A 21,614-nucleotide genomic window follows, 5' to 3' on the forward strand; every position below is an offset into this window, starting at 1 on the left:
GTGGAAAATAACAACCTCACCGGTCGCAATAACGAACCGGAACAGATTGATTTAATTGATTTAGTTGTGCAGTTATGGCGCGGTAAAGTCACTATCTTTGCTTGTGTCATTATCGCTATCTTACTGGCTGTCGGTTATCTGGCCGTGGCGAAAGAGAAGTGGACGTCGACTGCCATCATCACCCAACCTGATGCGGGCCAGTTAGCGACCTACTCTAATGCGATGAACGTGCTGTACGGCGGCAACGCACCACGGATTAATGAACTGCAGTCAAACATGATTGGTCGTTTTAATTCGGCATTTTCTGCTTTATCTGAAACACTGGAAAATCAGGAAAAACCCGAAAAGCTCACCATTGACGCCTCTGTGAAAGGTCAGCCGCTACCGCTGAAAGTGTCGTATCAGGCGCCGACTGCGGAAGATGCGCAGAAAACGCTGGCGGAATATATTCAGCAGGTAGATGAAACAGTCTCCAAAGAAGTCAACGCGGACCTGGCGAAAAGCATCACTACCCGCACTTCAGACTTTGAACAATCGCTTGAAGCGCAGGAAAAAGTCGCCCAGGAGCAAAAAGCGTTGCGTATCGCGCAGATAAGCCAGGCGCTGTCCGTCGCCAAAGAAGCGAACATCAAATTGCCGCAGGTTCAGCAGGCCGATCAGGTTTCGCAGGATACGATGTTTATGCTGGGCAGCGACGCGCTTTCCTCAATGGTGCAGAACGAAGCGACCCGGCCGTTAGCCCTTTCGGATGGTTACTACCAGACGCGCCAGAATCTGCTGGCGGTGAAAGCGCTGAAAATCGAACCGGACAGTGTTCACGCCTATCGCTACGTGATGAAACCGACGCTGCCGATTCGCCGTGACAGCCCGAAAAAAGCCATCACCCTGGTGCTGGCGGTGCTGCTGGGCGGTATGATTGGCGCGGGTGTGGTGCTTGGACGGAACGCGCTGCGTAACTATAAGCCGAAAGCGCAGTAAACGTGATTTTGCCGGAGGGGGCAACTTCTCAGGCCAGTAAATACAAAACCGGGCTTTGCGCCCGGTTTTTTACATATGAAGTTTCCTGATGACGCTTACGCAGGTTTTCGATCACCGTCGTCAGGTTCAGTTCCTGATCCTGCAACAGCACCAGCAGGTGGTACATCAGATCAGAAGCCTCGTTGGTCAACTCATCGCGATCATGCACCGTGGCGGCAAGCGCTGTTTCAACGCCTTCTTCGCCGACTTTCTGCGCAATACGCTTAGTGCCGCTGGCGTACAGTTTTGCCGTGTAGGAACTGGCCGGATCGGCAGTTTTACGCCCGGCTAACAGCTGTTCAAGTTGATACAGGAACAGCCACTGGTGGCTGGCTTCGCCAAAGCAACTGCTGGTGCCTTTATGGCAGGTTGGACCAATCGGGTTAACCAGCGCCAACAGGGTATCGTTGTCGCAGTCAGGCGCGATGCTCACCACCTTCAGAAAATGGCCGGAGGTTTCACCTTTGGTCCACAGCCGCTGTTTCGTGCGTGAATAAAAGGTCACGTTGCCGGTCTCAAGGGTTTTATCCAGCGCTTCCGGGTTCATATAGCCCAGCATCAACACTTCGCCGGATACCGCGTGCTGTACGACCACCGGCATAAGTCCGTTGGTTTTTTCCCAGTCCAGCTCGCGGCGCTGTTGCTCTGTTAACATATCCTGATCTCCACGCCCTGTGTTGCCAGGTACGTTTTTAACTCACCAATATTGATAATTTGTTTGTGAAAGACGGAGGCGGCCAGCGCCCCATCGACGTCCGCGTCACGGAAGGCCTCAAGGAAGTGCTCCATGGTGCCGGCGCCGCCGGAGGCAATCAGCGGGACATGACAGACGTCGCGCACTTTTTTCAGCTGCTCGAGGTCGTAGCCGTTACGTACACCGTCCTGGTTCATCATATTCAGGACGATTTCACCGGCGCCGCGCCTTTGCACCTCCTGCACCCAATCCAACGTTTCCCACTGGGTAACGCGGGTACGGCTTTCATCGCCGGTATACTGATTCACGTGATATTTACCGGTTTCGGCGTCGTACCAGGTATCAATGCCGACCACGGTGCACTGTACGCCAAAACGATCCGCCAGGCGGGTAATCAGCGTCGGGTCCGCCAGCGCAGGGGAGTTGATGGATATTTTGTCTGCGCCAAAGGAGAGGATCTGCGCGGCGTCTTCCGCCGATTTAATCCCACCCGCCACGCAAAAAGGAATGTCGATCACTTCCGCGACGCGCGTCACCCAGCTTTTGTCGACAACGCGTCCGTCGCTGGAGGCTGTGATATCATAGAACACCAGTTCGTCGGCGCCTTCGTCCGCATAACGCTTCGCCAGCGGTACAATGTCGCCGATGATTTCATGGTTGCGGAACTGCACGCCTTTCACTACCTGGCCATCACGAACGTCGAGGCACGGGATTATGCGTTTTGCCAGCATTGGATAGCCTCCTTCACGGTAAATTTCCCTTCCAGCAGCGCGCGTCCAACAATCACGCCGCTGACACCGGTGCCGCGCAGGGCGGCCACGTCTTCAATGCCGCCAATTCCCCCAGAGGACTGAAACGCCACCTGCGGATATTTTGCGCACACTTCACGGTATAACGAGACGTTAGACCCTGCCAGCGTGCCGTCACGAGAAATATCGGTGCACAGCACGTGCTTCAGGCCGACGGGCAGATAAGTTTCAACCAGCTCTTCCAGCGAAACGCCGGAATCTTCCTGCCAGCCGCTGACCGCCACCTGCTTATTGCCTGCGTCATCAATACGCACGTCGAGCGCCAGCACCAGCGCGTCCGCGCCAAAGCGCTCAAACCAGCCTTTCACCACCTCCGGTGACTTCACTGCGGTTGAGCCGACCACTACGCGGGCGACCCCCGCCGCCAGCAGGGCGGCAACGTCTTCTTCGCTGCGCACACCGCCGCCAACCTGGACGGGAACGTTAACGCCCGCCACCAGCGTTTTGATCAGCGGGATCTGGCGTTTTGCCGGATCTTTCGCCCCGGTTAAGTCAACCAGGTGCAGTACCTCCGCGCCCTGCGCCGCGTAATCCTGCAAACGCGGTAAGGGATCGTTGCCATAGTCGCGCTGTTTTGCGTAGTCGCCTTGGTGGAGACGTACCACGGTGCCGTCGATTAAATCTAATGCCGGAATAATCATCACATCTCCAGGAAGTTTTTCAGTAATTGCGCGCCTGCGGCACCCGAACGCTCAGGGTGAAATTGTACGCCGTAGAAGTTGTCTTTTTGCACCGCGGCGGTAAACGGTTCGCCGTAATTGCACTGTGCGATAGTCCACGGGTTCACCGGCATGGCATAGCTGTGCACGAAGTAAAAGTACGCGCCGTCCTCAATCCCCTGAAACAGCCGGTTTCCGGCCTGCGGATAAACCCTATTCCAGCCCATATGCGGCAGCGGCAGTCCGAAATCGGTCATTTTCGGCACGTCCTGCTCAATAATTCCCAGCAGATCCACACCCTGTGTCTCGTCGCTGCGACGTCCCAGAATTTGCATCCCCAGGCATATGCCCAACACCGGTTGCGTACAGGCTTTGATCAGATCGATAAGTTCGCGCTCGCGCAGCTGGTCCATCGCCGCCTGCGCTGTGCCGACGCCGGGCAAAAACAGTTTGTCCGCCATCAGTACCACGTCCGGGTCGCGGCTGACCTGCGGGTTGTATCCATGCCGCGCCACGGCAGATTTCACCGAATGGAGGTTGGCGCAGCCGGTATCCAGAATCACTACGTTCATCACAACACTCCTTTGGAGGAGGGGAGCGTATCACCTTCCACGCGGATAGCCTGGCGCAGCGTGCGGCCAAAGGCTTTAAACAGGCTTTCCACACGATGATGGTCGTTTTTGCCCTTGGTTTTCAGGTGCAACGTCACGCCCATGGTGTAAGAGAGCGAGCGGAAGAAGTGTTCAATCATCTCGGTGCTCAGATCCCCCACGCGCTGATAAGCGAATTCAGCTTTATATTCCAGGTGCGGACGCCCGGAAATATCCAGCGCGCAGCGTGCCAGGCATTCATCCATCGGCAGGACAAAACCAAAACGGCAGATCCCGCGCTTGTCGCCGAGCGCCAGCTTTAATGCTTCGCCCAACGCCAGGCCGGTGTCTTCAACGGTGTGGTGATCGTCAATATAGAGATCGCCCTTGACCATTATCTCCATGCGAAAACCACCGTGGGTGGCGATCTGGTCCAGCATGTGGTCGAAAAAGCCGACGCCGGTGTTGATTTTGCTGTCGCCTTCACGATCCAGCCACACCTTCACATCAATCTGCGTCTCTTTGGTCTTACGTTCCACGTGGGCGTAACGGTCGCGTTTCGTCAACTGCTCACCGATCATGGCCCAGTTCAGGGTTTCCCGGTTGTAGCGTAAGCCGCGAATGCCCATGTTGTCGGCAAGCTGAAGATCGGTTTCCCGGTCGCCGATAACATAGCTGTTGGCGCTGTCCATTGCCTGACTGGCAAGATAACGCTCAACCAGCCGGGTTTTCGGCTTCCGGCAGTCGCACGCGTCGGCGGGCAGATGCGGACAAATCAGCACTTCGTCAAACTGCACGCCCTGCGAGGTGAAAATCTGCATCATCAGGTTATGTGGACCCTCGAAGTCGGCCTGAGGGAAACTCTGGGTTCCCAGACCGTCCTGGTTGGTGATCATCACCAGCGTATAGCCCGCTTTTTGCAGTTTCAGCAGGACCGGCACCACCTCTGGCTCAAAGGCCAGTTTGTCGAAGCGATCCACCTGAAAATCGCTGGGCGGTTCGGTGATCAGGGTTCCGTCACGATCGATAAAGAGATACTTCTGGCTCATACTTGCTCCGCACGTAAAGCGTCAATGACGCGCTGGCTTTCTTCCGGTGTTCCAACCGTAATGCGCAGACAGCCGCTTAATGAAGGTTGTTTGTTCTGGTCTCGTAAGATAATGCCCTGATCCCACAAAGATTTAAATACGCGGCTGGAGGCCGTAAATCGCGCGAGAATATAGTTGGTTTGCGAATCGAACACCTGCTCCACGCAGGCGATATCGCGCAGGGCATTAATCAGGTACTGACGCTCCAGCAGAATCTGCGCCACGCGCTCGCGCATCGCGTTTATTCCCTGCGGACTAAGCGCCTGAGCGGCAATGTCGGCGACCGGCGTTGAAAGCGGGTACGGGGCGATCACTTTCAACAGCAGGTTGATGACCTCTTCATTGGCCAGCGTAAAGCCGCAGCGCAGCCCGGCCAGCGCGAACGCTTTCGACAGGGTGCGCAGAATGACAAGGTGAGGGTACTCAGACAGCCAGCCTGCCAGCGTCGCCTGTGGGCAAAACTCAATATAGGCTTCGTCGGCGACGACAATCGCTTTGCCACGCGTCAGTTCCAGCAGCGTGCGCAAGTCCTGCGGATGGATCAACTGGCCGGTCGGATTATTTGGGCTGCACACGTAAACCACTTTAACACCGTCGAGCTTGTCCGAAATGCCCTGCATATCCAGCTGCCAGTCGGCAAGCGACGGTACGGTACGGCATTCGACGCCGATTGTCTCCGCGCTGACGCTATACATGCCGTAGGTCGGCGGACAGTATAGTATCGCGTCTTTACCCGGCTCGCAGAAGGCGCGGATTAACAGTTCAATGCCTTCGTCCGCCCCGCGGCTAACCAGCACCTGTTCTGGCTTAACACCCGCGTACTGGGCGTAGTTTTCAATCACCGCTTTGGGCTGGCATTCCGGATAGCGGTTGAGCGTTTGCTGCGTCAGTTGAAACTCGACTGCCGTCGGGAATTCGTTGGCATTTAACCAGACATCACCGTTGCCACCCAGGCGACGGGCAGACTGATACGGCGTAAGATTGCGGACATTATCACGGGCTAACTCGCTGACGCTAAAACGGTTTTCAGTGCTCATGCTTGCTCCTTAAGGGCGTTGACGCGCAGGGTGACGGCATTTTTATGAGCGGTCAGGCGTTCTGCCGCCGCCAGCGTTTCGATGGTGGACGCCAGAGCGGAAAAGCCCGCTTTCGACAGCTCCTGCACCGTCATACGCTTCTGAAAATCCGCCAGTCCAAGGCTGGAACAGGTCGCGGTATAACCGTAGGTCGGCAGCACGTGATTGGTGCCGGAAGCGTAATCCCCGGCTGACTCTGGCGACCAGTCGCCAAGGAAAACCGAACCGGCGCTGGTGATATCATCCACCAGATCGCGGGCGTTACGTGTCTGTACGATAAGGTGCTCCGGACCATACTGATTCGAAATCTCGACACACTGGGCCAGATCGCGGGTGACAATCAGGCGGCTGGCGCTGAGCGCCTGGCGTGCGGTTTCCGCGCGCGGCAGTTCCGCCAACTGGCGTTCTACCGCATCGGCAACGCGTCTGGCGATGTCTGCGTCCGGGGTCAGTAAAATCACCTGTGAATCCGGGCCGTGTTCCGCCTGCGAAAGCAGGTCGGAGGCGGCAAAATCCGGCGTCGCGCCGCTGTCGGCAATCACCAGCACTTCAGACGGACCGGCAGGCATATCGATCGCCGCGCCATCCAGACGCTGGCTGACCTGCCGCTTCGCTTCCGTGACAAACGCATTACCCGGACCGAAAATTTTATCCACCTTTGGCACCGACTCGCTGCCAAACGCCAGCGCGGCAATGGCCTGCGCGCCGCCGACGTTGAATATTTCCTGCACTCCACACAATTGCGCCGCATACAGAATTTCGTCGGCGATCGGCGGCGGCGAGCAGAGCACCACTTTTTTGCAGCCCGCAATGCGCGCCGGCGTTGCCAGCATCAGTACGGTTGAAAACAGCGGCGCGGACCCGCCCGGAATATATAAGCCGACTGAGGCGACCGGGCGCGTGACCTGCTGGCAACGTACGCCGGGTTGGGTTTCCACATCCACGGTCTGCAGTTGCTGTGCTGTGTGGAACGTCTCAATATTTTTCACCGCGACTGCCATCGCCTGTTTTAAATCGTCGCCCAGGCGGGCGCCGGCAGCGGCAATTTCATCAGCGGACACGTTCAGCGCGCCAACGTCGGTTTTATCAAATTTCGCGCTGTATTCACGCAGGGCAGCGTCACCGCGCGCCTTTACGTTATCCAGGATCTCGCTCACGGTGCGGGTAATACTGTCCGACGCGGAGATCGCCGGGCGCATCAGTAGGTTACGCTGTTCTTCAACGCTGCATGCGTTCCAGTCAATGATTGTGCTAAAGCTCATGGCCATCACTCCATCATCTTCTCAATCGGCAGCACCAGGATCGAACTGGCGCCAAGCGCTTTCAGTTTTTCCATGGTTTCCCAGAACAGCGTTTCGCTGCTGACCATGTGCATAGCCACGCGCTGCTGGTCGCCCGCCAGCGGCAGAATCGTTGGGCGCTCTGCGCCTGGCAGCAGGGCGATCACTTCTTCCAGGCGTTCGCTTGGCGCGTGCATCATGATGTATTTCGATTCGCGTGCCTGAATCACGCCCTGAATACGGGTGAGCAGCTTGTCGATTAACTGCTGTTTGGCGTCGGCCATGTCGCCGTCGCGTTGGATCAGGCAGGCTTTTGAGCGGTAAATGACTTCCACTTCGCGCAGTCCGTTAGCTTCCAGCGTGGCGCCGGTAGAGACCAGGTCGCAAATGGCATCGGCGAGGCCCGCGCGCGGCGCGACTTCCACAGAACCGTTTAACAGACAGGATTTAAAGGAGACGCCTTTCTGGTCGAGATAACGCTTCAGCAGGTGCGGGTAAGAGGTGGCGATGCGTTTACCGTCGAGAGCGGCCGGGCCGTCCCAGGCTTCGTCAACCGGGGTCGCCAGGGAAAGGCGGCAGCCGCCAAAGTCGAGGCGACGGAGAGTAAAGTAACGCGGATCCTCACCCTGAGCGCGGCGGTTGAGCAGTTCCTCTTCCAGCACGTTCTCGCCAATAATGCCAAGATCGACCACGCCATCCATCACCAGACCTGGGATATCGTCGTCACGCACGCGCAGAATATCGATCGGCATATTCTCGGCCATCGCAATCAGACGCTGGGTGTGTAAGTTAATTTTAATGCCGCAGCGTGCCAGCAGTTCGCGTGAATCATCACTCAAACGGCCTGATTTCTGAATAGCTATGCGTAAACGGGTGTTATCTAACATTCTTATTTCCTCTTTATCCTGTCTGAACCGGTCTGAAACGCGCGCCAAAAAAAAGCCCCCGGAAGATGATCTTCCGGGGGCTTTCTCATGCGTTCATGCACCACTGGAAGATCTGAATGTCTCCCAGCACACATCGCCTGAAAGACTAGTCAGGATGATGGTGATGATGGTGGTGTTTAAATTGAACGCGTGTCATAAAATTCTCGATGAATGCTTATTCATTTGATGTCTTTTAACCTAAACCACTTTGGCGTGATAAAGCAAGCGCTTTTTTACATTCCTATTTATAGTATGAATTGTCAGTCTGAATACGCAGGCGTAGCCTTATATAAATAGTGCCGGAGTCAGGAGAAAACGGATGAAAAAGGTCGCAATTGTCGGTTTAGGATGGTTGGGAATGCCGCTGGCAATGTCGCTGACGGCCAGAGGCTGGCAGGTGAAGGGGAGCAAAACCACCCTGGATGGGGTGGAAGCGGCCAGAATGAGCGGTATTGAAGGGTATCCACTGCGTCTGGAGCCCGAGCTGGTCTGCGAGGCGGACGATCTGGAGGCGCTGATGGACGTCGACGCGCTGGTGATCACGTTACCGGCTCGTCGTAGCGGTCCTGGAGAAGAATTCTATTTACAGGCAATGCAGGAACTGGTCGACAGCGCGCTGGCCTGGCGCATTCCGCGCATTATCTTTACCAGTTCGACCTCGGTGTATGGCGATACATCGGGCACGGTGAAAGAAAACACGCCGCGTCATCCGGTCACAGCCAGCGGGCGAGTATTGAAGGAGCTGGAGGACTGGCTGCATCATCTGCCGGGCACCTCAGTGGATATTCTGCGCCTGGCGGGGCTGGTCGGACCCGGGCGGCATCCGGGGCGTTTCTTTGCCGGAAAAACCGCGCCAAATGGCGAACACGGCGTCAATCTCGTCCATCTTGAAGATGTCATTGCCGCCATCACGCTTCTGCTTCAGGCGCCGAAAGGGGGGCACATCTATAATATCTGTGCCCCCGTCCACCCTGCTCGAAAAGTGTTTTATCCGCAAATGGCGCGACTGCTGGGCACCGAGCCGCCGCAATTCCTGGACTCGCCGGACAACGGTAAAGGCAAAATTATTGACGGTAGCCGGATCTGCAATGAGCTAGGATTTGAATATCAGTATCCCGACCCGCTGCTGATGCCGATGGAGTAATGCATATCGCCAGCGGTCTTTTGCCATCCATCGCAAGGGGGCGTGTATGAAACCACTGCTGGACGTGCTGATCATTCTTGATGCGCTGGAAAAAGAGGGCAGTTTTGCCGCAGCGTCGGCGCGGTTATATAAGACGCCGTCGGCGCTCAGCTATACCGTTCACCGCCTCGAAAGCGACCTGAATATTCAGATCCTCGATCGCAGCGGCCATCGCGCCCGCTTCACCCGCACCGGACAGATGCTGCTGGAAAAAGGGCGTGAAGTGCTGCATACCGTGCGGGAGCTGGAAAAACAGGCGGTGAAACTGCACGAAGGCTGGGAAAATGAGCTGATCATTGGCGTTGACGACACTTTTCCGTTTTCCCTGCTCGCCCCGCTGATCGAGTTATTTTATCAACATCACAGCGTCACGCGGCTGAAATTTGTTAACGGGGTGCTGGGCGGCTCGTGGGATGCGCTGACCCAGGGACGGGCGGATATTATTGTCGGCGCCATGCATCAACCGCCGCCATCCAGCGAATTTGGCTATACGCGTCTTGGCGATCTGGAACACGTTTTCGCGGTTGCGCCTCATCATCCGCTTTCGGAAGAAAGCGAACCGTTGAGCCGCGGCACCATCAGACGCCACCGGGCAATTGTGGTTGGTGACGGCGCACATCCCGCCTGTTCAACGGCAACGCAGCTACTGGACGATCAGGACGCGATAACCGTTTTCGATTTTAAAACCAAACTGGAGCTGCAAATCAGCGGCCTGGGTTGCGGTTATCTGCCGCGCTATCTGGCCCAGCGATTCCTTGAAAGCGGCGCGCTCATCGAAAAGAAAGTGGACGCGCAGGTACTGTCTGAACCCGTGTGGGTTGGCTGGAATGTGCGCACCGCCGGGCTGGCCAGCGCCTGGTGGCGGGATGAGATTTTAGCAAATAGTGCTATCGCTGGTGTTTACACAAGCGGCGAGTCCAGCAAATCAAGCAGTTAAGAAAAAATTTTTTATGACAAGGCTCTCATTCTCTTGTCATTTCGCCTCAATTTAAGGCACAATGCGCCGCTTGCAAAAAATGACATTAACCGACGTTTTACTACGCGTCGGTTATTTTTTTGCATCAAACCAATCATTCATACCAAGAGGCCGGGCTTCGTACCGGATAGATATTTACTAAAAACCGACAGTTGTTGTCGCTGAGGAATCCAGAAAATGGGGCAATTTTTTGCTTACGCGACGGCATTCGCCGTAAAGGGGAATGACCATGTCGCATAACGTTACTCCAAACACCTCTCGCGTGGAATTACGTAAAACCCTTACGTTGATTCCGGTTGTAATGATGGGTCTTGCCTATATGCAGCCGATGACGCTGTTCGATACATTCGGTATCGTTTCGGGCCTCACTGACGGTCACGTGGCAACGGCGTATGCCTTTGCGCTGGTCGCGATTCTTTTTACAGCGTTGAGCTACGGTAAACTGGTTCGCCGTTTCCCGTCCGCTGGCTCGGCGTACACCTATGCCCAGAAATCCATTAGCCCGACCGTTGGCTTTATGGTGGGTTGGTCATCTCTGCTGGACTACCTGTTCATGCCGATGATCAACATCCTGTTGGCAAAAATCTATTTCGAAGCGCTGGTGCCGTCAGTACCGTCATGGATCTTTGTTGTCGCGCTGGTGGCCTTTATGACCATCTCTAACCTGCGCAGCATCAAAACGGTAGCGAACTTCAATACCCTGATCGTGATCCTGCAGATGGGCATCGTGGCGGTGATTGTCGGCCTGATTATCTACGGTGTTTCCCACGGTGAAGGCGCGGGTACGCTGGTAAGCTCACGTCCGTTCTGGTCTGAAGGCGCGCACGTGGTGCCGATGATCACTGGCGCGACCATTCTGTGCTTCTCGTTCCTCGGCTTTGACGGCATCTCTTCGCTGTCTGAAGAGACCAAAGACGCAGAGCGCGTGATCCCGAAGGCGATCTTCCTGACCGCGCTGATTGGCGGCCTGATCTTCATTGGCGCCTCTTACTTCCTGCAGCTGTACTTCCCGGATATCTCCCGCTTCAAGGATCCGGATGCGTCTCAGCCGGAAATCATGCTGTACGTGGCGGGTAAAACCTTCCAGTGGGGCGTGCTGATCTTCTCCAGCGTAACCGTACTGGCCTCCGGTATGGCGGCACACGCGGGCGTGTCTCGTCTGATGTACGTCATGGGCCGTGACGGCGTGTTCCCGACGCGCTTCTTTGGCTACGTACACCCGAAATGGCGTACCCCGGCATGGAACGTGCTGCTGGTCGGCGCCATCGCGCTGCTGGCGATCAATTTTGACCTGGTGACGGCGACGGCGCTGATCAACTTCGGCGCGCTGGTGGCGTTTACCTTTGTGAACCTGTCTGTGATTTCACAGTTCTGGATCCGCGAAAAACGTAACAAGACGCTGAAAGACCACTTCAATTACCTGATTCTGCCGACCTGCGGCGCGCTGACCGTGGGCGCTCTGTGGATCAACCTGGAAGAAAGCTCGATGGTTCTGGGGCTGATCTGGGCCGGCATTGGTCTGGTGTATCTGGCTTGCGTGACTAAAAGCTTCCGCAATCCGGTTCCGCAATACGAAGATATCGCTTAATCGTGTAATCCAATAAAACCGGAGACCTGTTCTCCGGTTTTTTTATGCCTGCGTTTTATTCCCTGTCTGGCTTAATAACCTTTCGTTCTAATTTAGAGAATTTGGTTATTGGTTATGAACAACCGCGTCATGAATAATTTCCTGACAAATGTTCTTCAGGCTAATTAATTTATGCTTTCAATGATAATAAGCGGACTGTTCTGCGGTGCGCTGCTGGGTTTTGTCATGCAGCGTGGACGGTTCTGTCTGACCGGCGGATTCCGCGATATGTACATCGCAAAAAACAACCGTATGTTTTATGCCTTGCTGATTGCGATCTGCGTTCAGAGCGTGGGCGTGTTTACGCTGATCCAGACCGGGGTTGTCAGCTATGACGCGGGGACGTTTCCGTGGCTCGGCACCGTGGCGGGTGGCTACATTTTTGGCATTGGTATTGTCTATGCGGGCGGTTGCGCCACCGGTACATGGTATCGCGCGGGCGAGGGGTTGATCGGCAGCTGGATTGCGCTGTTTACCTATATGGTAATGAGTGCGGTAATGCGTTCACCGCACGCAAGCGGACTTAACCAGACGCTGAAAACCTACAGCACTGAACACAATTCGATTGCCGACACGCTCAACCTTTCCGTGTGGCCGCTGATTGCCTTATTGCTGGTGCTGACGCTGTGGGTGGTGGCGAAAGAGCTGAAAAAGCCGAAGCTGAAGGTAGCGACGCTACCGCCGCGCCGTCGCGGGTTGGCGCACATTCTGTTTGAAAAGCGCTGGCATCCGTTTGTCACCGCAGTCCTTATCGGGCTGATCGCGCTGCTGGCATGGCCGCTGAGCGAAGCGACCGGCAGGATGTTTGGCCTGGGCATTACCTCGCCGACCGCCAATATTTTGCAATTCCTGGTGGCAGGCGACAGCAAATTCCTTAACTGGGGCGTGTTCCTGGTGCTCGGTATCTTTCTTGGCTCGTTTATTGCCGCAAAAGCCAGCCGGGAATTTCGCGTACGCGCTGCCGATGCGCCAACCACGCTACGCAGCGGGTTTGGCGGGATCCTGATGGGCGTTGGCGCCAGCATCGCCGGAGGATGCTCGATCGGTAACGGCCTGGTGATGACGGCGATGATGACCTGGCAGGGCTGGATTGGTCTGGCCTTTATGATCCTTGGAGTGTGGACCGCATCCTGGATAGTGTATGTACGACCGCAGCGTAAAGCCCGACTGGCGACCGCTGCGGCGAATTAAACGTAAGGATAAATGATGGCGATTAAAAAACTGGACGTGGTAACGCAGGTTTGCCCGTTCCCCCTGATTGAAGCAAAAGCGGCGCTGGCGGAAATGGCGAGCGGCGACGAACTGGTGATCGAGTTTGACTGCACCCAGGCCACGGAAGCCATCCCGCAGTGGGCGGCGGAAGAGGGGCATACTATTACCGATTACCAACAGGTTGGCGATGCCGCCTGGAGCATCACCGTACAGAAAGCGTGACCCATGCTTCCCTCTGCGTTCGCGCAGAGGGAAACCTTCAGACGATCTCTTGCGCGTACTGCCACAACGACTTCAGTAACGCCTGCTTCTCACTGTCATTCGCATATTCCTGATACAGCATTTGTAACTCTTCGGCATAGCGTTGCAAAAATTCCGGCGTAAAGACCTGGCGACGATGATCAAGCCAGCGTTGCTGCTCCGCTTCATCCAGCGTGCCGGGGAAATTGCGCGCGCGGTAATTGAACAGCAGCTTCTCAATACGCGGGTCGACAAAGGTGATGTCCAGCGCAGGTAAATTTTGTGGGTCCGTTTCCAGCACAATCTTCATGGCCGCGCGATCGGCATCGCTGAAGAAGCCATCGTATAGCTGGGCGTCGACGTTATCAGACGGCGTAAAGGGCTCCGCTTCGGCGAAGATAGCCACCACTTTGTCACGCACCTGCGGGTTGTCGCGCAGCACTTTCAGGTTATCGAGGCAGTGCTGACGATTAATCCCTAACCGGTCGGCATCTTCCGGACGCAGCGTATTCGCCTGCGCCAGCACCGGACATTTATTGATGTGCACCAGTTTCACCGGCACGGCGGCGTTATCGCCGAGATCGGCTTTGGCGGTGTACAGCCGCTCGCGCAGGGCGTCGCTGTCGAGTTCGAGGAGCGGTGAAATATCCCCCGCCAGATCCACCATAATCACCGCGTTGCGGTTCTCGGGATGCCATGCCAGCGGCGCGACCCAACTGGTGTTGCCGCGCCAGGCGCCAAACATGCCGGAGACATGCACCAGTGGTTTCATCTGCGGCACGTCGATCAGCGCCGCCAGCTTGTGTTTGCTGCGGTGCGTGTAGAGGTAGTCAAACAATCGCGGCTGCCGCGCCTTCACTAACTGCGCCATCGCTATCGTCGCATACACGTCCGCCATGGCGTCGTGGGCGTTGCTGTGCTCAATCCCGTTCGCTTTTGTCAGGTGTTCCAGGCGAAAGCTGGGAAGCCCTTCCTCGTTTTCCGGCCAGACGATCCCTTCCGGGCGCAGGGCGTAACAGGCGCGCATCACGTCCAGCAAATCCCAGCGCGAATTATCATGCTGCCAGCTCCAGGCGTAAGGATCGTAGAAATTGCGGTACAGGACGTTACGCGTGACTTCGTCGTCGAAGCGCACGTTGTTATAGCCAATAATGCAGGTTTTTGGCACGGTGAACAGCGCGTGGATGCGGGCGGCAAACGCTGCCTCGTTTTCGCCTTTCTCCCGCGCTTCCTGTGGCGTAATACCCGTAACCATCACGGCCCCTGGCTGCGGCAGATAGTCGTCTGCAGGCTTGCAGTAAAACACCTCAGGTTCGCCGATAACGTTAAACTCGCTGTCTGTGCGAAGAGCGGCAAATTGCGCGGGTCTGTCGAGCGCCGGATGCGTGCCGAAGGTTTCGTAGTCGTGAAAGAGGAATGTGCTCTGTATGCTATCGTTTTTAACTGTCACCTGATGTACACGCCTGATGTTATATGTAACTGATTTAAAATGTTTTTAACGCTGTTTTTGTCATTGATTGATTGTGACTGTACACGATTAAATATTGTTGTTTATGTTCGTACATGCCATATTGAGTACAGATTAAGTACATAAACCATAAAATCATTGAGTACAGAAAACTAAAATGGCGATCAGTGACACTAAGCTTCGCTCTATCTATGGTAAACCATATTCCGGCCCATCTGAAATTACTGATTCCGACGGGCTCGGTATACGCATCACACCAAAAGGCATTATCAGCTTTCAGTTCCGTTTCCGCTGGGATGGGAAGCAACACCGTCTTGGGCTTGGCCGTTATCCGGCGATAATGCTTCGTGATGCTCGCAACATGGTTGCAGATTTAAGGGAATCGGTCGATAAGGGAATTGACCCTCGTACGCTGGCAACTGGCAATAAGGCACAAAAAAAACCAACAGTAAAAGACTGCCTGGACTATTGGGAAAAAAACTACGTTGACGTCGCACTCCGTGAAAAAACACGAGCGCTCTACAGGTCGACAGTTATCAAGCATATGAGCGCTGCTTTCTCTGGCGTTCCGATTGAGGACATTCCCGTTCGTCTCTGGGTAGAACGTTTCACAGAAGAAGAACGTATTAACCCACGGCGCGCTCGGCAGTTGCTGGTGCAACTTCGTTCCGCTGTTGGCTGGTGTACCAGGAGACAGTTTATTCGCCCTGTGGAGCTTATGCTGCTGCAGCCAAAAGATGTCGGAAAAAAAGCATCAGTCGGTGAGGTCACTCTCAGCTATAACCAACTGGCGAAAATATGGCTGGCTATAGAACGGAGCAGGGGATCAACCTCTAATAAGCTTCTTCACCAATTGTTGATGCTTTATGCCGCCAGAAATAGCGAGCTTCGCCTGGCCGTTACTGATGAATTTGATCGGGAGGAAGGAGTCTGGACGGTGCCAGCAGAGAAAAGCAAAACTAACAGGATTATACGGCGGCCAATATTCGGCGCGGCTGATGATTTGCTTAAAAAAGCGGAAATGACCTACGGAAAAATTCTTTTTCCTGGTCCGGATCTGAAAAAATCAATGACCCTTGCTGGTGCTAACCGATACCTCGGCAGAATTGAAACGTCACTTGGTATTGGTGAATTTACGGCTCATGACTTCAGGCGTACTATGGCGACGAGGTTATCAGAGGAAGGTGTAGCCCCGCACGTAATTGAAAAAATGCTGGGGCATGAGCTGGGCGGCGTACTTTCTGTCTACAACAAACATGACTGGATCGCAGAACAGAAAGCCGCCTATGAGCTGTACGCAGAAAAAATATTCTGGCACATCAGGAAGATTTCTGGTTAATACCGCCGTTTAAAATCCACGCTTCCACCTCAGATTGTAGGTACTGTTTGGGGTGGGTACGTATCGGTTTCGGGAAGTTATGATTTTTGGTGTACTTCCAGATAGTCATACGAGACGAAACCCGGATCATCTGCATCACTTCTTTTTCGTCAATCATTTCAATATCAGCCATACCCACCTCACACCACACTTAGGCCACGGCAGTGACACCAGACCTCAAACATGCGCTTCACTACTTCCCGGCAGTAGTAGCCGTGTCCGTCCCGGGTCAGGTCGTAGCGGGCGCCATATTTCAGGCGCATCCATATTTCGAATTCTCTGTTCATCGTCACACCGAACCAATTGCTTTCTGAACTACCCGATAACCCCGTTTCCGGGGCTTTCTCTTCGCTTCAACTCGCACTGCTGAAACCTTTGGCGCTGGAGGGATCGGTACTGAAACACCATTACGCATATCTCTGCGGTTACCCATCCTCCATACCAGCTGTGCGGTATAGTCCCGGCCATCGTCAACGGTGACGACTGAGCGAACCAGCTCGTCGTTTATGTCAACCATTTCACCCATTGGCCGCCTCCTTGCTGAATCCCGCGCTGATTACGTTTTTAGCGATGATTGCCGCATCAGCACCGTCAAGCTCACCATCCTCACCGATAACTGCTTTCATCAGTTCATTCTGGAGAACGCTGTCATAATTGCGCGGCCAGAATTCCGTGGGCATATCGTAGGAGTTGCAGTAGAAGAACGTGTCGATAGTTATCTGCGCGGCTTCCTCGGCAGTCCGTTCAGGCTGGCGATAACCAGCCTCCCAGATAGCATCTGTCATTGCCGATGGATCACCGGCAGCAGATTTAATCAATTGAACCAGCTCAAACAGATTCGATTCAGTCACAACACACCTCCATTTCCCTTTCTACAGACTCACAGCAGCGGCGAAAAACTTCAGCTGAAACCTCATTTCTCAGAGCTCTGAAGAGCAATGCATCCCGCGATTTTTGACGCTCAATATTTTTCTCTCGCTCAAGTTGACGCAGTACGGCCAGGCGGGCAGTAATGCGTTTTCGTGTGTTCTGCCACTTAACCAGAGCTACATTTGCCCTGTGCCGCCAGCCGCATTCGTTGTCGATCACGTTTTCAAGCTGCGAGCTGATACTGGCAATGACATCTTCAGCCGTGACCAGCGCCTGCAGGTGGTCGTTTATTGTGACCAGTTGGTTAACATCAATGGATTCAGCTTTCATCCAACAATCCTCCAAAGAAGTTTGCATACGGTGATAAAGCAGAAGAACCCTGCTGTAACCCCCATGCCAGCGACACTGAAGAAAACGAAGGTAATTAGCACCAGATCACAGATTTTTTTCATTCAGCACCTCTGCAACTTGCTCAAAGGCATCTTCGCGTAATGGCATCATCACCATAAATGGATTACCAAAGAATTCACTTACCACCGGGTCGAGCAGGATCTGACATGGTGCGGTTTTTCCGAACGGCTTAAACTTCACCACGGACTTCCCGAACATACGAAACGGAAGCTCAAGAAGTGACGAAGAGAACATAGGTAACTCATTAAATGACTCAGGCTCTGGAGGTAACAGCTTGCTGAAATCAGGATAACGGCACTCAATTTTTGTTAATTTCGTTGATCCAACAGGATGCTCGAATTCATCAATGTGGATCGCCATCCATCCATCATCAAACAGGTTGATGTAAGTTCCCTCCGCGCTATCAGGAATCTCGCCATCGAAGAGAAAAACACCCTCAATTTCAGTGTTGTCACCATGTTCCATCGAAACCATTGCAATCCCACTGCATGCCTGAATGTGAGTAGGGGTTATATTCACCCCACGCAGGTATTTACGTACTTCACTTTCATCAGCCACGCAGCAAAGGGCAGCACGGAGAATATCGGTATGAATGAGCATTATTTTTCCTCCGGCGTATAAATCGCTTTGTCGTGGCTGAACTCGCCGTTCCAGGTGGTTTTCATCGGCAACTCACCTTTGAGGTAGAGCTGATAAATCCGATGCGTGCCTTTTTGCAGCAGAACAATTTTCTTTTTGGTGAATGGCTCTTTGCCCACGTCCTTAATCTGTATGTCCTGCTCAGTAAGGTATTTGTCACGGGCATAAGATTTAACGCGCCAACGTGGTTCTTTCTCTGGATCTGGTTGTTCGTTGTAAATCCATCCTCGCTGATATGCCCACCAGGTAATTTTGCTGGTGTTAACACCATTGAGCGCCTTGCCGAACGCAGGCAGAGTCATTCCTTTGGTAAAGTGCTTCTCTAGATTCTCAACCGTCACGCTCAGGGTTTTATTTTCGAGCGCAGCGGCTTCTGCTCGTTCTTCAGCCTCAATCACCATCAGCGCCAGCTGTTTACGGCTGAGAGCCACCTGTGTTGACGGTGCCGCGATGGCATCACGCTGAGTAAAGTAAAATTCCACCAGGTCTTCGTGATATCCCCATGCCTGATCGGTATCGACGACTTTTGACATGCGAGCCGCGCCGCGTTCGGTCCAGAGAATAAGCTGGCTTGTATGTTTATTAACCAAGTGACTTTCAGGTACTAGGTTCTTAAATCCCTTTAGCTCTGAGCCAGTCAGAAGGAAGTAATGCTTACCCTCTTCGAACCGTTCCAGATTGCGTGACAGGTTTTTACGGATGTTTACCTCATCCGTGCCATATCCCGCTGCCAACTGCTCAGTAGTCACAACCCGCTGACCGCGATACTCAATGATCCGCAAGTCACGAGCCGCGACTGGCGTTAATTCAGTTTTCATTGCCATTTTCGTTTCTCCTTAATGCAAAATTGGTTTTACTGGAGGCTTTTCACCGGCACGCAACCGGCGCGCGACATCTAAAAAAATCCCATCCAGGAATTCGTTGAACCATGACGCTTCACCTGCTTGAACGCGCTGGTCATTTGCCCAGTAGAACTGGAACACGGCCATATAGCGCTCTGTTGGCTTGTGCAGGAGAAGGTCTTCTTCCACGTACTTGATTAGTACGTTCTCAATCAGCGCTCTTGTAAGGCCTAAGACTCTCTCTTCACTTCTGAACACATACTCACCCTCACGCAGCCCCCAGCGCTTTTCGCATTCAATCAGGTAGAGGAGGGCGACAGTTCCGCGCATGGACTCACAGATGATTTCAGCCCACTCGTGCTGTTCGGCAGCAGTAAGCTCGTGATCTCCACTGCGTTTTTCATCCATCATCCATGCAGGAAAATTCATGCCTGTCCTTTCGTGGATATCTTTCAGCCTGGCGACAAGCTGCTTGATGTTTTCGTAATTTCCTGTCATCAGTTAATTCCTCCGCTTGCATATTTGTTTTTCACGTAATCAACAACCTCATTCAGAAGTTCGTCGATAATTAATTTCCCTGAATCTGTCAGATATTCAGTGTGTTTATTAATTCCTATGGCATTTTGATATGCGGTTTTGATAGTGGAATCCCCCTCATATCTGCTAAGCCCACAGCGAGTTAACCCTTCAAACCGTAATAACAACTGATTCATGAAACGCTCATTTACTTCTACGGTTTCAATTTTGTTATCTGGCAGTTTTATAATCAGTAGGTTTCCACCAGTTTTACGTTTGAGTCGCGCTAATGCCGCGTAAGCAATTCGGCGTCGATAGGTATCGATAATATTCATAGTTAGTACCCATAAGCTTTCTTGAGATAAAACCGAGCTATTGCCTCGTAACCACTGGTGGCATATAGAATTGCTGTTTTATATGCTGCCCTGTCTTTAATAAAGCTCATAATAACGCCCCGCGGAATTTGATGTGTGTGATGCCCCGGCGGTTAAGCCGTGAAAATTATGTTTAGTTTATTAGTCTGATTTTTTAGTAATCAGTTTGCTATCGGCATTTTCAATGGCTTCATTTACCCCGGAAAGAATCGTCATAATTGAAGCGACTAAATTTGCCTCGTAATTATCTCGTGGACTTTCGAGCCACATACTAAGAACCGCCTCTGCTTGTAATACCCGGCAGCTCGCATCTGCCAGACACATAGTCATTTTAGCTTCTCCTGTTCTGCTTGTTCTTCGATAAGCCAGCAAACAACATTACCTGTGAGACGGCTCAGAAGAGATGAAATTGCAGTTATTTCGGAATCGGCAAACTTATCTGGATAAGACTCCATCATTCTGCTTATAATTTCTGCCTGATGAGCTCTCTCTATTACCTGCTCTAAGTTAAATTCACGCTTCATGATTGCCATCCTGTACACCAGAAAGATAGGCGGCTGTTTGAGATATTTTATTAGTGGCGAGGGCAATCTCTGTTAAGTCCGATATTACACCAGAGAACTTTCTTAATTTATCACCATTGATATTGCTTTCATCAGCCATGGTGAAAATGCTTAGGCTGATATGCTGAATAGCCTCAAGGATTGAAATGGTTTTAGTATCGCAGTCACATGCAATGTCGCCGTAGTCAATATCCGAGCAATTCTTGTCATAGCGAAAATCACGAATGTCGACGAGCTGGTAAAACTTTTTAGTGTTTGGGGTTGCTGTTGATAAGTTCATCTCATTGGCTCCGTTGTTTGCCGATGAATTGAATTTAGCAAAATGGTAAAAAACGCGCAAGCGGTAAATGCTAAATTATTTACACAACTCTTTTATGTTTTTGATAAATAGAATGATTGTTTTAATTTTATTCTTTGGTAGGCATAAAAAAACCGACCATCAGGCCGGTTGGGGTGGGGTGAAGATAGGTCTTACAGAGTGGGCATTTCATCATTGTCAACATAGCGCGTATGCTTAACAATAGCCGAAACAAAATGCATTTTCTCAATGCTATCAGGACTTAACGTGATGGGCCTGTGATCACTGTTTACACTTGAGAATTGATAATCACCATCGCGAGTTTTACTCATGATTTTTATCATGTTATGCCCGTCTTTTGTTCGTACAAAAACTTCATCACCTGTATGAATTTGGGTGTTTGGCTCTATGACGACATATTCTCCAGACTGTATGCGCGGCCACATGCTATCTCCCTTCACTTTCAGCCCATAGGCATCCCTATCCGCGCTGTATATTTGTAACCATCCAGCATGGATCTCTAGCATATCGATCATTCCGTCAATCCCAAGAATCGCTTCCCCTACAACTGGTACTGATCCCGGTCTGATTGTTCCGACATACTCCAACTCGTTTTTAATACTGTCAGGAGCATTGTGTGGGCTATCCAGCCACCCAAACGGACGATCCAAGGCCTGCTCAATCTTTCTGGCCATTTTGTCGCCTATGTTTCGATGACTATTGCCCCCAAGCAACTGGCTCAACTGGGCAGGGCTTATCCCGCACAATTCTGCGAATGCTGCTTTTGTCGTATGTCTGTCGCGCTTCAGGAACTCAACAATGAGCTGCTCAAGGTTTGATTTACGTATATTTTTTATGTCCATATCAAAATAATCTCA

The 21,614-nt window shown here is 52.9% G+C and carries 29 protein-coding genes, 1 pseudogene and 1 other annotated feature; of the genes and pseudogenes, 8 read left to right on the top strand and 22 right to left on the bottom strand.

The genetic code is table 11. The features are described from left to right. Complete coding sequence (wzzB, locus tag APU02_RS08620) at positions 1-978, top strand: LPS O-antigen chain length determinant protein WzzB (protein ID WP_042284258.1); 978 nt, start codon at positions 1-3, stop codon at positions 976-978. A gap of 28 nt (positions 979-1,006) precedes the next feature. Here wzzB and hisIE read toward each other — a convergent pair whose 3' ends face one another. From hisIE to hisL, 9 genes are all read right to left on the bottom strand, one after another. Beyond that, the gene (hisIE, locus tag APU02_RS08625) at positions 1,007-1,672 is read right to left on the bottom strand and encodes a bifunctional phosphoribosyl-AMP cyclohydrolase/phosphoribosyl-ATP diphosphatase HisIE (RefSeq protein WP_060569816.1); all 666 of its coding nucleotides are present in this window, start codon (positions 1,670-1,672) and stop codon (positions 1,007-1,009) included. After that, a complete protein-coding gene (hisF, locus tag APU02_RS08630) occupies positions 1,666-2,442 on the bottom strand; it encodes an imidazole glycerol phosphate synthase subunit HisF (RefSeq protein ID WP_060569817.1) in 777 nt (258 codons plus the stop codon). Before hisF ends, hisIE begins: the two co-directional genes overlap by 7 nt. After that, positions 2,424-3,161, bottom strand: a complete 738-nt coding sequence (gene hisA / locus APU02_RS08635) for a 1-(5-phosphoribosyl)-5-[(5-phosphoribosylamino)methylideneamino]imidazole-4-carboxamide isomerase (protein ID WP_060569818.1) — start codon at positions 3,159-3,161, stop codon at positions 2,424-2,426. The genes hisF and hisA overlap by 19 nt, the downstream gene beginning before the upstream one ends. After that, on the bottom strand, positions 3,161-3,751 hold the full coding sequence (gene hisH, locus APU02_RS08640) for an imidazole glycerol phosphate synthase subunit HisH (RefSeq protein WP_060569819.1): 591 nt from the start codon (positions 3,749-3,751) through the stop codon (positions 3,161-3,163). The genes hisA and hisH overlap by 1 nt, the downstream gene beginning before the upstream one ends. After that, positions 3,751-4,818 carry a bifunctional histidinol-phosphatase/imidazoleglycerol-phosphate dehydratase HisB gene (gene hisB / locus APU02_RS08645; protein ID WP_060569820.1) on the bottom strand — a complete coding sequence of 356 codons (1,068 nt, stop codon included), beginning with the start codon at positions 4,816-4,818 and terminating at the stop codon, positions 3,751-3,753. Before hisB ends, hisH begins: the two co-directional genes overlap by 1 nt. Continuing rightward, a complete protein-coding gene (hisC, locus tag APU02_RS08650) occupies positions 4,815-5,894 on the bottom strand; it encodes a histidinol-phosphate transaminase (RefSeq protein ID WP_060569821.1) in 1,080 nt (359 codons plus the stop codon). Before hisC ends, hisB begins: the two co-directional genes overlap by 4 nt. Continuing rightward, on the bottom strand, positions 5,891-7,195 hold the full coding sequence (hisD, locus tag APU02_RS08655) for a histidinol dehydrogenase (RefSeq protein WP_060569852.1): 1,305 nt from the start codon (positions 7,193-7,195) through the stop codon (positions 5,891-5,893). The genes hisC and hisD overlap by 4 nt, the downstream gene beginning before the upstream one ends. Positions 7,196-7,200: 5 nt before the next feature. Then, positions 7,201-8,100, bottom strand: a complete 900-nt coding sequence (hisG, locus tag APU02_RS08660) for an ATP phosphoribosyltransferase (protein ID WP_042284232.1) — start codon at positions 8,098-8,100, stop codon at positions 7,201-7,203. A 46-nt stretch (positions 8,101-8,146) separates the two neighbouring features. Then, positions 8,147-8,270, bottom strand: a sequence feature (His leader region). Further along, positions 8,246-8,296, bottom strand: a complete 51-nt coding sequence (gene hisL / locus APU02_RS26150) for a his operon leader peptide (protein WP_001364200.1) — start codon at positions 8,294-8,296, stop codon at positions 8,246-8,248. It overlaps the preceding feature by 25 nt. A gap of 162 nt (positions 8,297-8,458) precedes the next feature. On the opposite strand from hisL, the gene APU02_RS08665 reads away from it, so the two are divergent. The 6 genes and pseudogenes from APU02_RS08665 (at position 8,459) to tsuB (ending at position 13,359) form a co-directional block, all read left to right on the top strand. Next, a complete protein-coding gene (locus APU02_RS08665; RefSeq protein ID WP_042284230.1) occupies positions 8,459-9,283 on the top strand; it encodes an SDR family oxidoreductase in 825 nt (274 codons plus the stop codon). Between the two features lie 46 nt (positions 9,284-9,329). After that, positions 9,330-10,314 (top strand): annotated as a pseudogene (locus tag APU02_RS08670) (LysR substrate-binding domain-containing protein). Between the two features lie 161 nt (positions 10,315-10,475). Then, positions 10,476-10,538, top strand: a complete 63-nt coding sequence (gene yoeI / locus APU02_RS26155; RefSeq protein WP_099433339.1) for a membrane protein YoeI — start codon at positions 10,476-10,478, stop codon at positions 10,536-10,538. Next, positions 10,528-11,886: an APC family permease gene (locus tag APU02_RS08675; RefSeq protein ID WP_042284225.1), complete on the top strand. Its 1,359-nt coding sequence runs from the start codon at positions 10,528-10,530 to the stop codon at positions 11,884-11,886. The genes yoeI and APU02_RS08675 overlap by 11 nt, the downstream gene beginning before the upstream one ends. A 171-nt stretch (positions 11,887-12,057) precedes the next feature. Continuing rightward, entirely contained in the window at positions 12,058-13,116 is a 1,059-nt protein-coding gene (gene tsuA, locus APU02_RS08680) for a thiosulfate utilization transporter TsuA/YeeE (RefSeq protein ID WP_060569823.1), read from the top strand. A gap of 15 nt (positions 13,117-13,131) precedes the next feature. Then, complete coding sequence (tsuB, locus tag APU02_RS08685; RefSeq protein ID WP_042284219.1) at positions 13,132-13,359, top strand: thiosulfate utilization sulfurtransferase TsuB/YeeD; 228 nt, start codon at positions 13,132-13,134, stop codon at positions 13,357-13,359. Positions 13,360-13,396: 37 nt separating this feature from the next. Here tsuB and sbcB read toward each other — a convergent pair whose 3' ends face one another. Next, positions 13,397-14,827: an exodeoxyribonuclease I gene (sbcB, locus tag APU02_RS08690; RefSeq protein ID WP_060569824.1), complete on the bottom strand. Its 1,431-nt coding sequence runs from the start codon at positions 14,825-14,827 to the stop codon at positions 13,397-13,399. 175 nt (positions 14,828-15,002) lie between these two features. Here sbcB and APU02_RS08695 point away from each other — a divergent pair, with 175 nt between their 5' ends. Then, entirely contained in the window at positions 15,003-16,184 is a 1,182-nt protein-coding gene (locus APU02_RS08695) for a site-specific integrase (RefSeq protein WP_053528446.1), read from the top strand. Here the strand turns inward: APU02_RS08695 and APU02_RS08700 are convergent. The 12 genes from APU02_RS08700 to APU02_RS08760 all read right to left on the bottom strand — a co-directional run bounded on the left by APU02_RS08700 (position 16,165) and on the right by APU02_RS08760 (position 21,599). After that, positions 16,165-16,356 carry an AlpA family phage regulatory protein gene (locus tag APU02_RS08700; RefSeq protein ID WP_053528447.1) on the bottom strand — a complete coding sequence of 64 codons (192 nt, stop codon included), beginning with the start codon at positions 16,354-16,356 and terminating at the stop codon, positions 16,165-16,167. The two genes, APU02_RS08695 and APU02_RS08700, sit on opposite strands and share 20 nt — an antisense overlap. A gap of 7 nt (positions 16,357-16,363) precedes the next feature. Further along, positions 16,364-16,510, bottom strand: coding sequence for a hypothetical protein (locus tag APU02_RS26670; RefSeq protein ID WP_060569825.1), 147 nt, complete (start codon positions 16,508-16,510; stop codon positions 16,364-16,366). Positions 16,511-16,741: 231 nt separating this feature from the next. Next, complete coding sequence (locus tag APU02_RS08715; protein ID WP_060569826.1) at positions 16,742-17,074, bottom strand: hypothetical protein; 333 nt, start codon at positions 17,072-17,074, stop codon at positions 16,742-16,744. Next, positions 17,067-17,423, bottom strand: a complete 357-nt coding sequence (locus APU02_RS08720) for a hypothetical protein (protein ID WP_060569827.1) — start codon at positions 17,421-17,423, stop codon at positions 17,067-17,069. The genes APU02_RS08715 and APU02_RS08720 overlap by 8 nt, the downstream gene beginning before the upstream one ends. A gap of 105 nt (positions 17,424-17,528) precedes the next feature. Next, entirely contained in the window at positions 17,529-18,104 is a 576-nt protein-coding gene (locus tag APU02_RS08725; RefSeq protein WP_060569828.1) for a hypothetical protein, read from the bottom strand. Then, positions 18,104-18,967 (bottom strand): ORF6N domain-containing protein, encoded by an 864-nt coding sequence (locus APU02_RS08730; protein ID WP_060569829.1) that lies wholly within the window; start codon positions 18,965-18,967, stop codon positions 18,104-18,106. The genes APU02_RS08725 and APU02_RS08730 overlap by 1 nt, the downstream gene beginning before the upstream one ends. Positions 18,968-18,979: 12 nt before the next feature. Next, positions 18,980-19,483 carry a hypothetical protein gene (locus tag APU02_RS08735; protein ID WP_060569830.1) on the bottom strand — a complete coding sequence of 168 codons (504 nt, stop codon included), beginning with the start codon at positions 19,481-19,483 and terminating at the stop codon, positions 18,980-18,982. Continuing rightward, positions 19,483-19,836, bottom strand: coding sequence for a hypothetical protein (locus tag APU02_RS08740; protein WP_060569831.1), 354 nt, complete (start codon positions 19,834-19,836; stop codon positions 19,483-19,485). Before APU02_RS08740 ends, APU02_RS08735 begins: the two co-directional genes overlap by 1 nt. Before the next feature lie 180 nt (positions 19,837-20,016). After that, entirely contained in the window at positions 20,017-20,205 is a 189-nt protein-coding gene (locus tag APU02_RS08745) for a hypothetical protein (protein ID WP_060569832.1), read from the bottom strand. Further along, entirely contained in the window at positions 20,202-20,399 is a 198-nt protein-coding gene (locus APU02_RS08750; protein WP_060569833.1) for a hypothetical protein, read from the bottom strand. The genes APU02_RS08745 and APU02_RS08750 overlap by 4 nt, the downstream gene beginning before the upstream one ends. Further along, positions 20,389-20,718, bottom strand: a complete 330-nt coding sequence (locus APU02_RS08755) for a hypothetical protein (protein ID WP_060569834.1) — start codon at positions 20,716-20,718, stop codon at positions 20,389-20,391. Before APU02_RS08755 ends, APU02_RS08750 begins: the two co-directional genes overlap by 11 nt. 191 nt (positions 20,719-20,909) lie before the next feature. Then, a complete protein-coding gene (locus APU02_RS08760) occupies positions 20,910-21,599 on the bottom strand; it encodes a S24 family peptidase (RefSeq protein ID WP_060569835.1) in 690 nt (229 codons plus the stop codon). Positions 21,600-21,614: the final 15 nt, after the last annotated feature.

The sequence above is a fragment of the Citrobacter sp. 50677481 genome, assembly GCF_001463265.1.
GTDB classification, from domain to species: Bacteria; Pseudomonadota; Gammaproteobacteria; order Enterobacterales; family Enterobacteriaceae; genus Citrobacter_A; species Citrobacter_A sedlakii.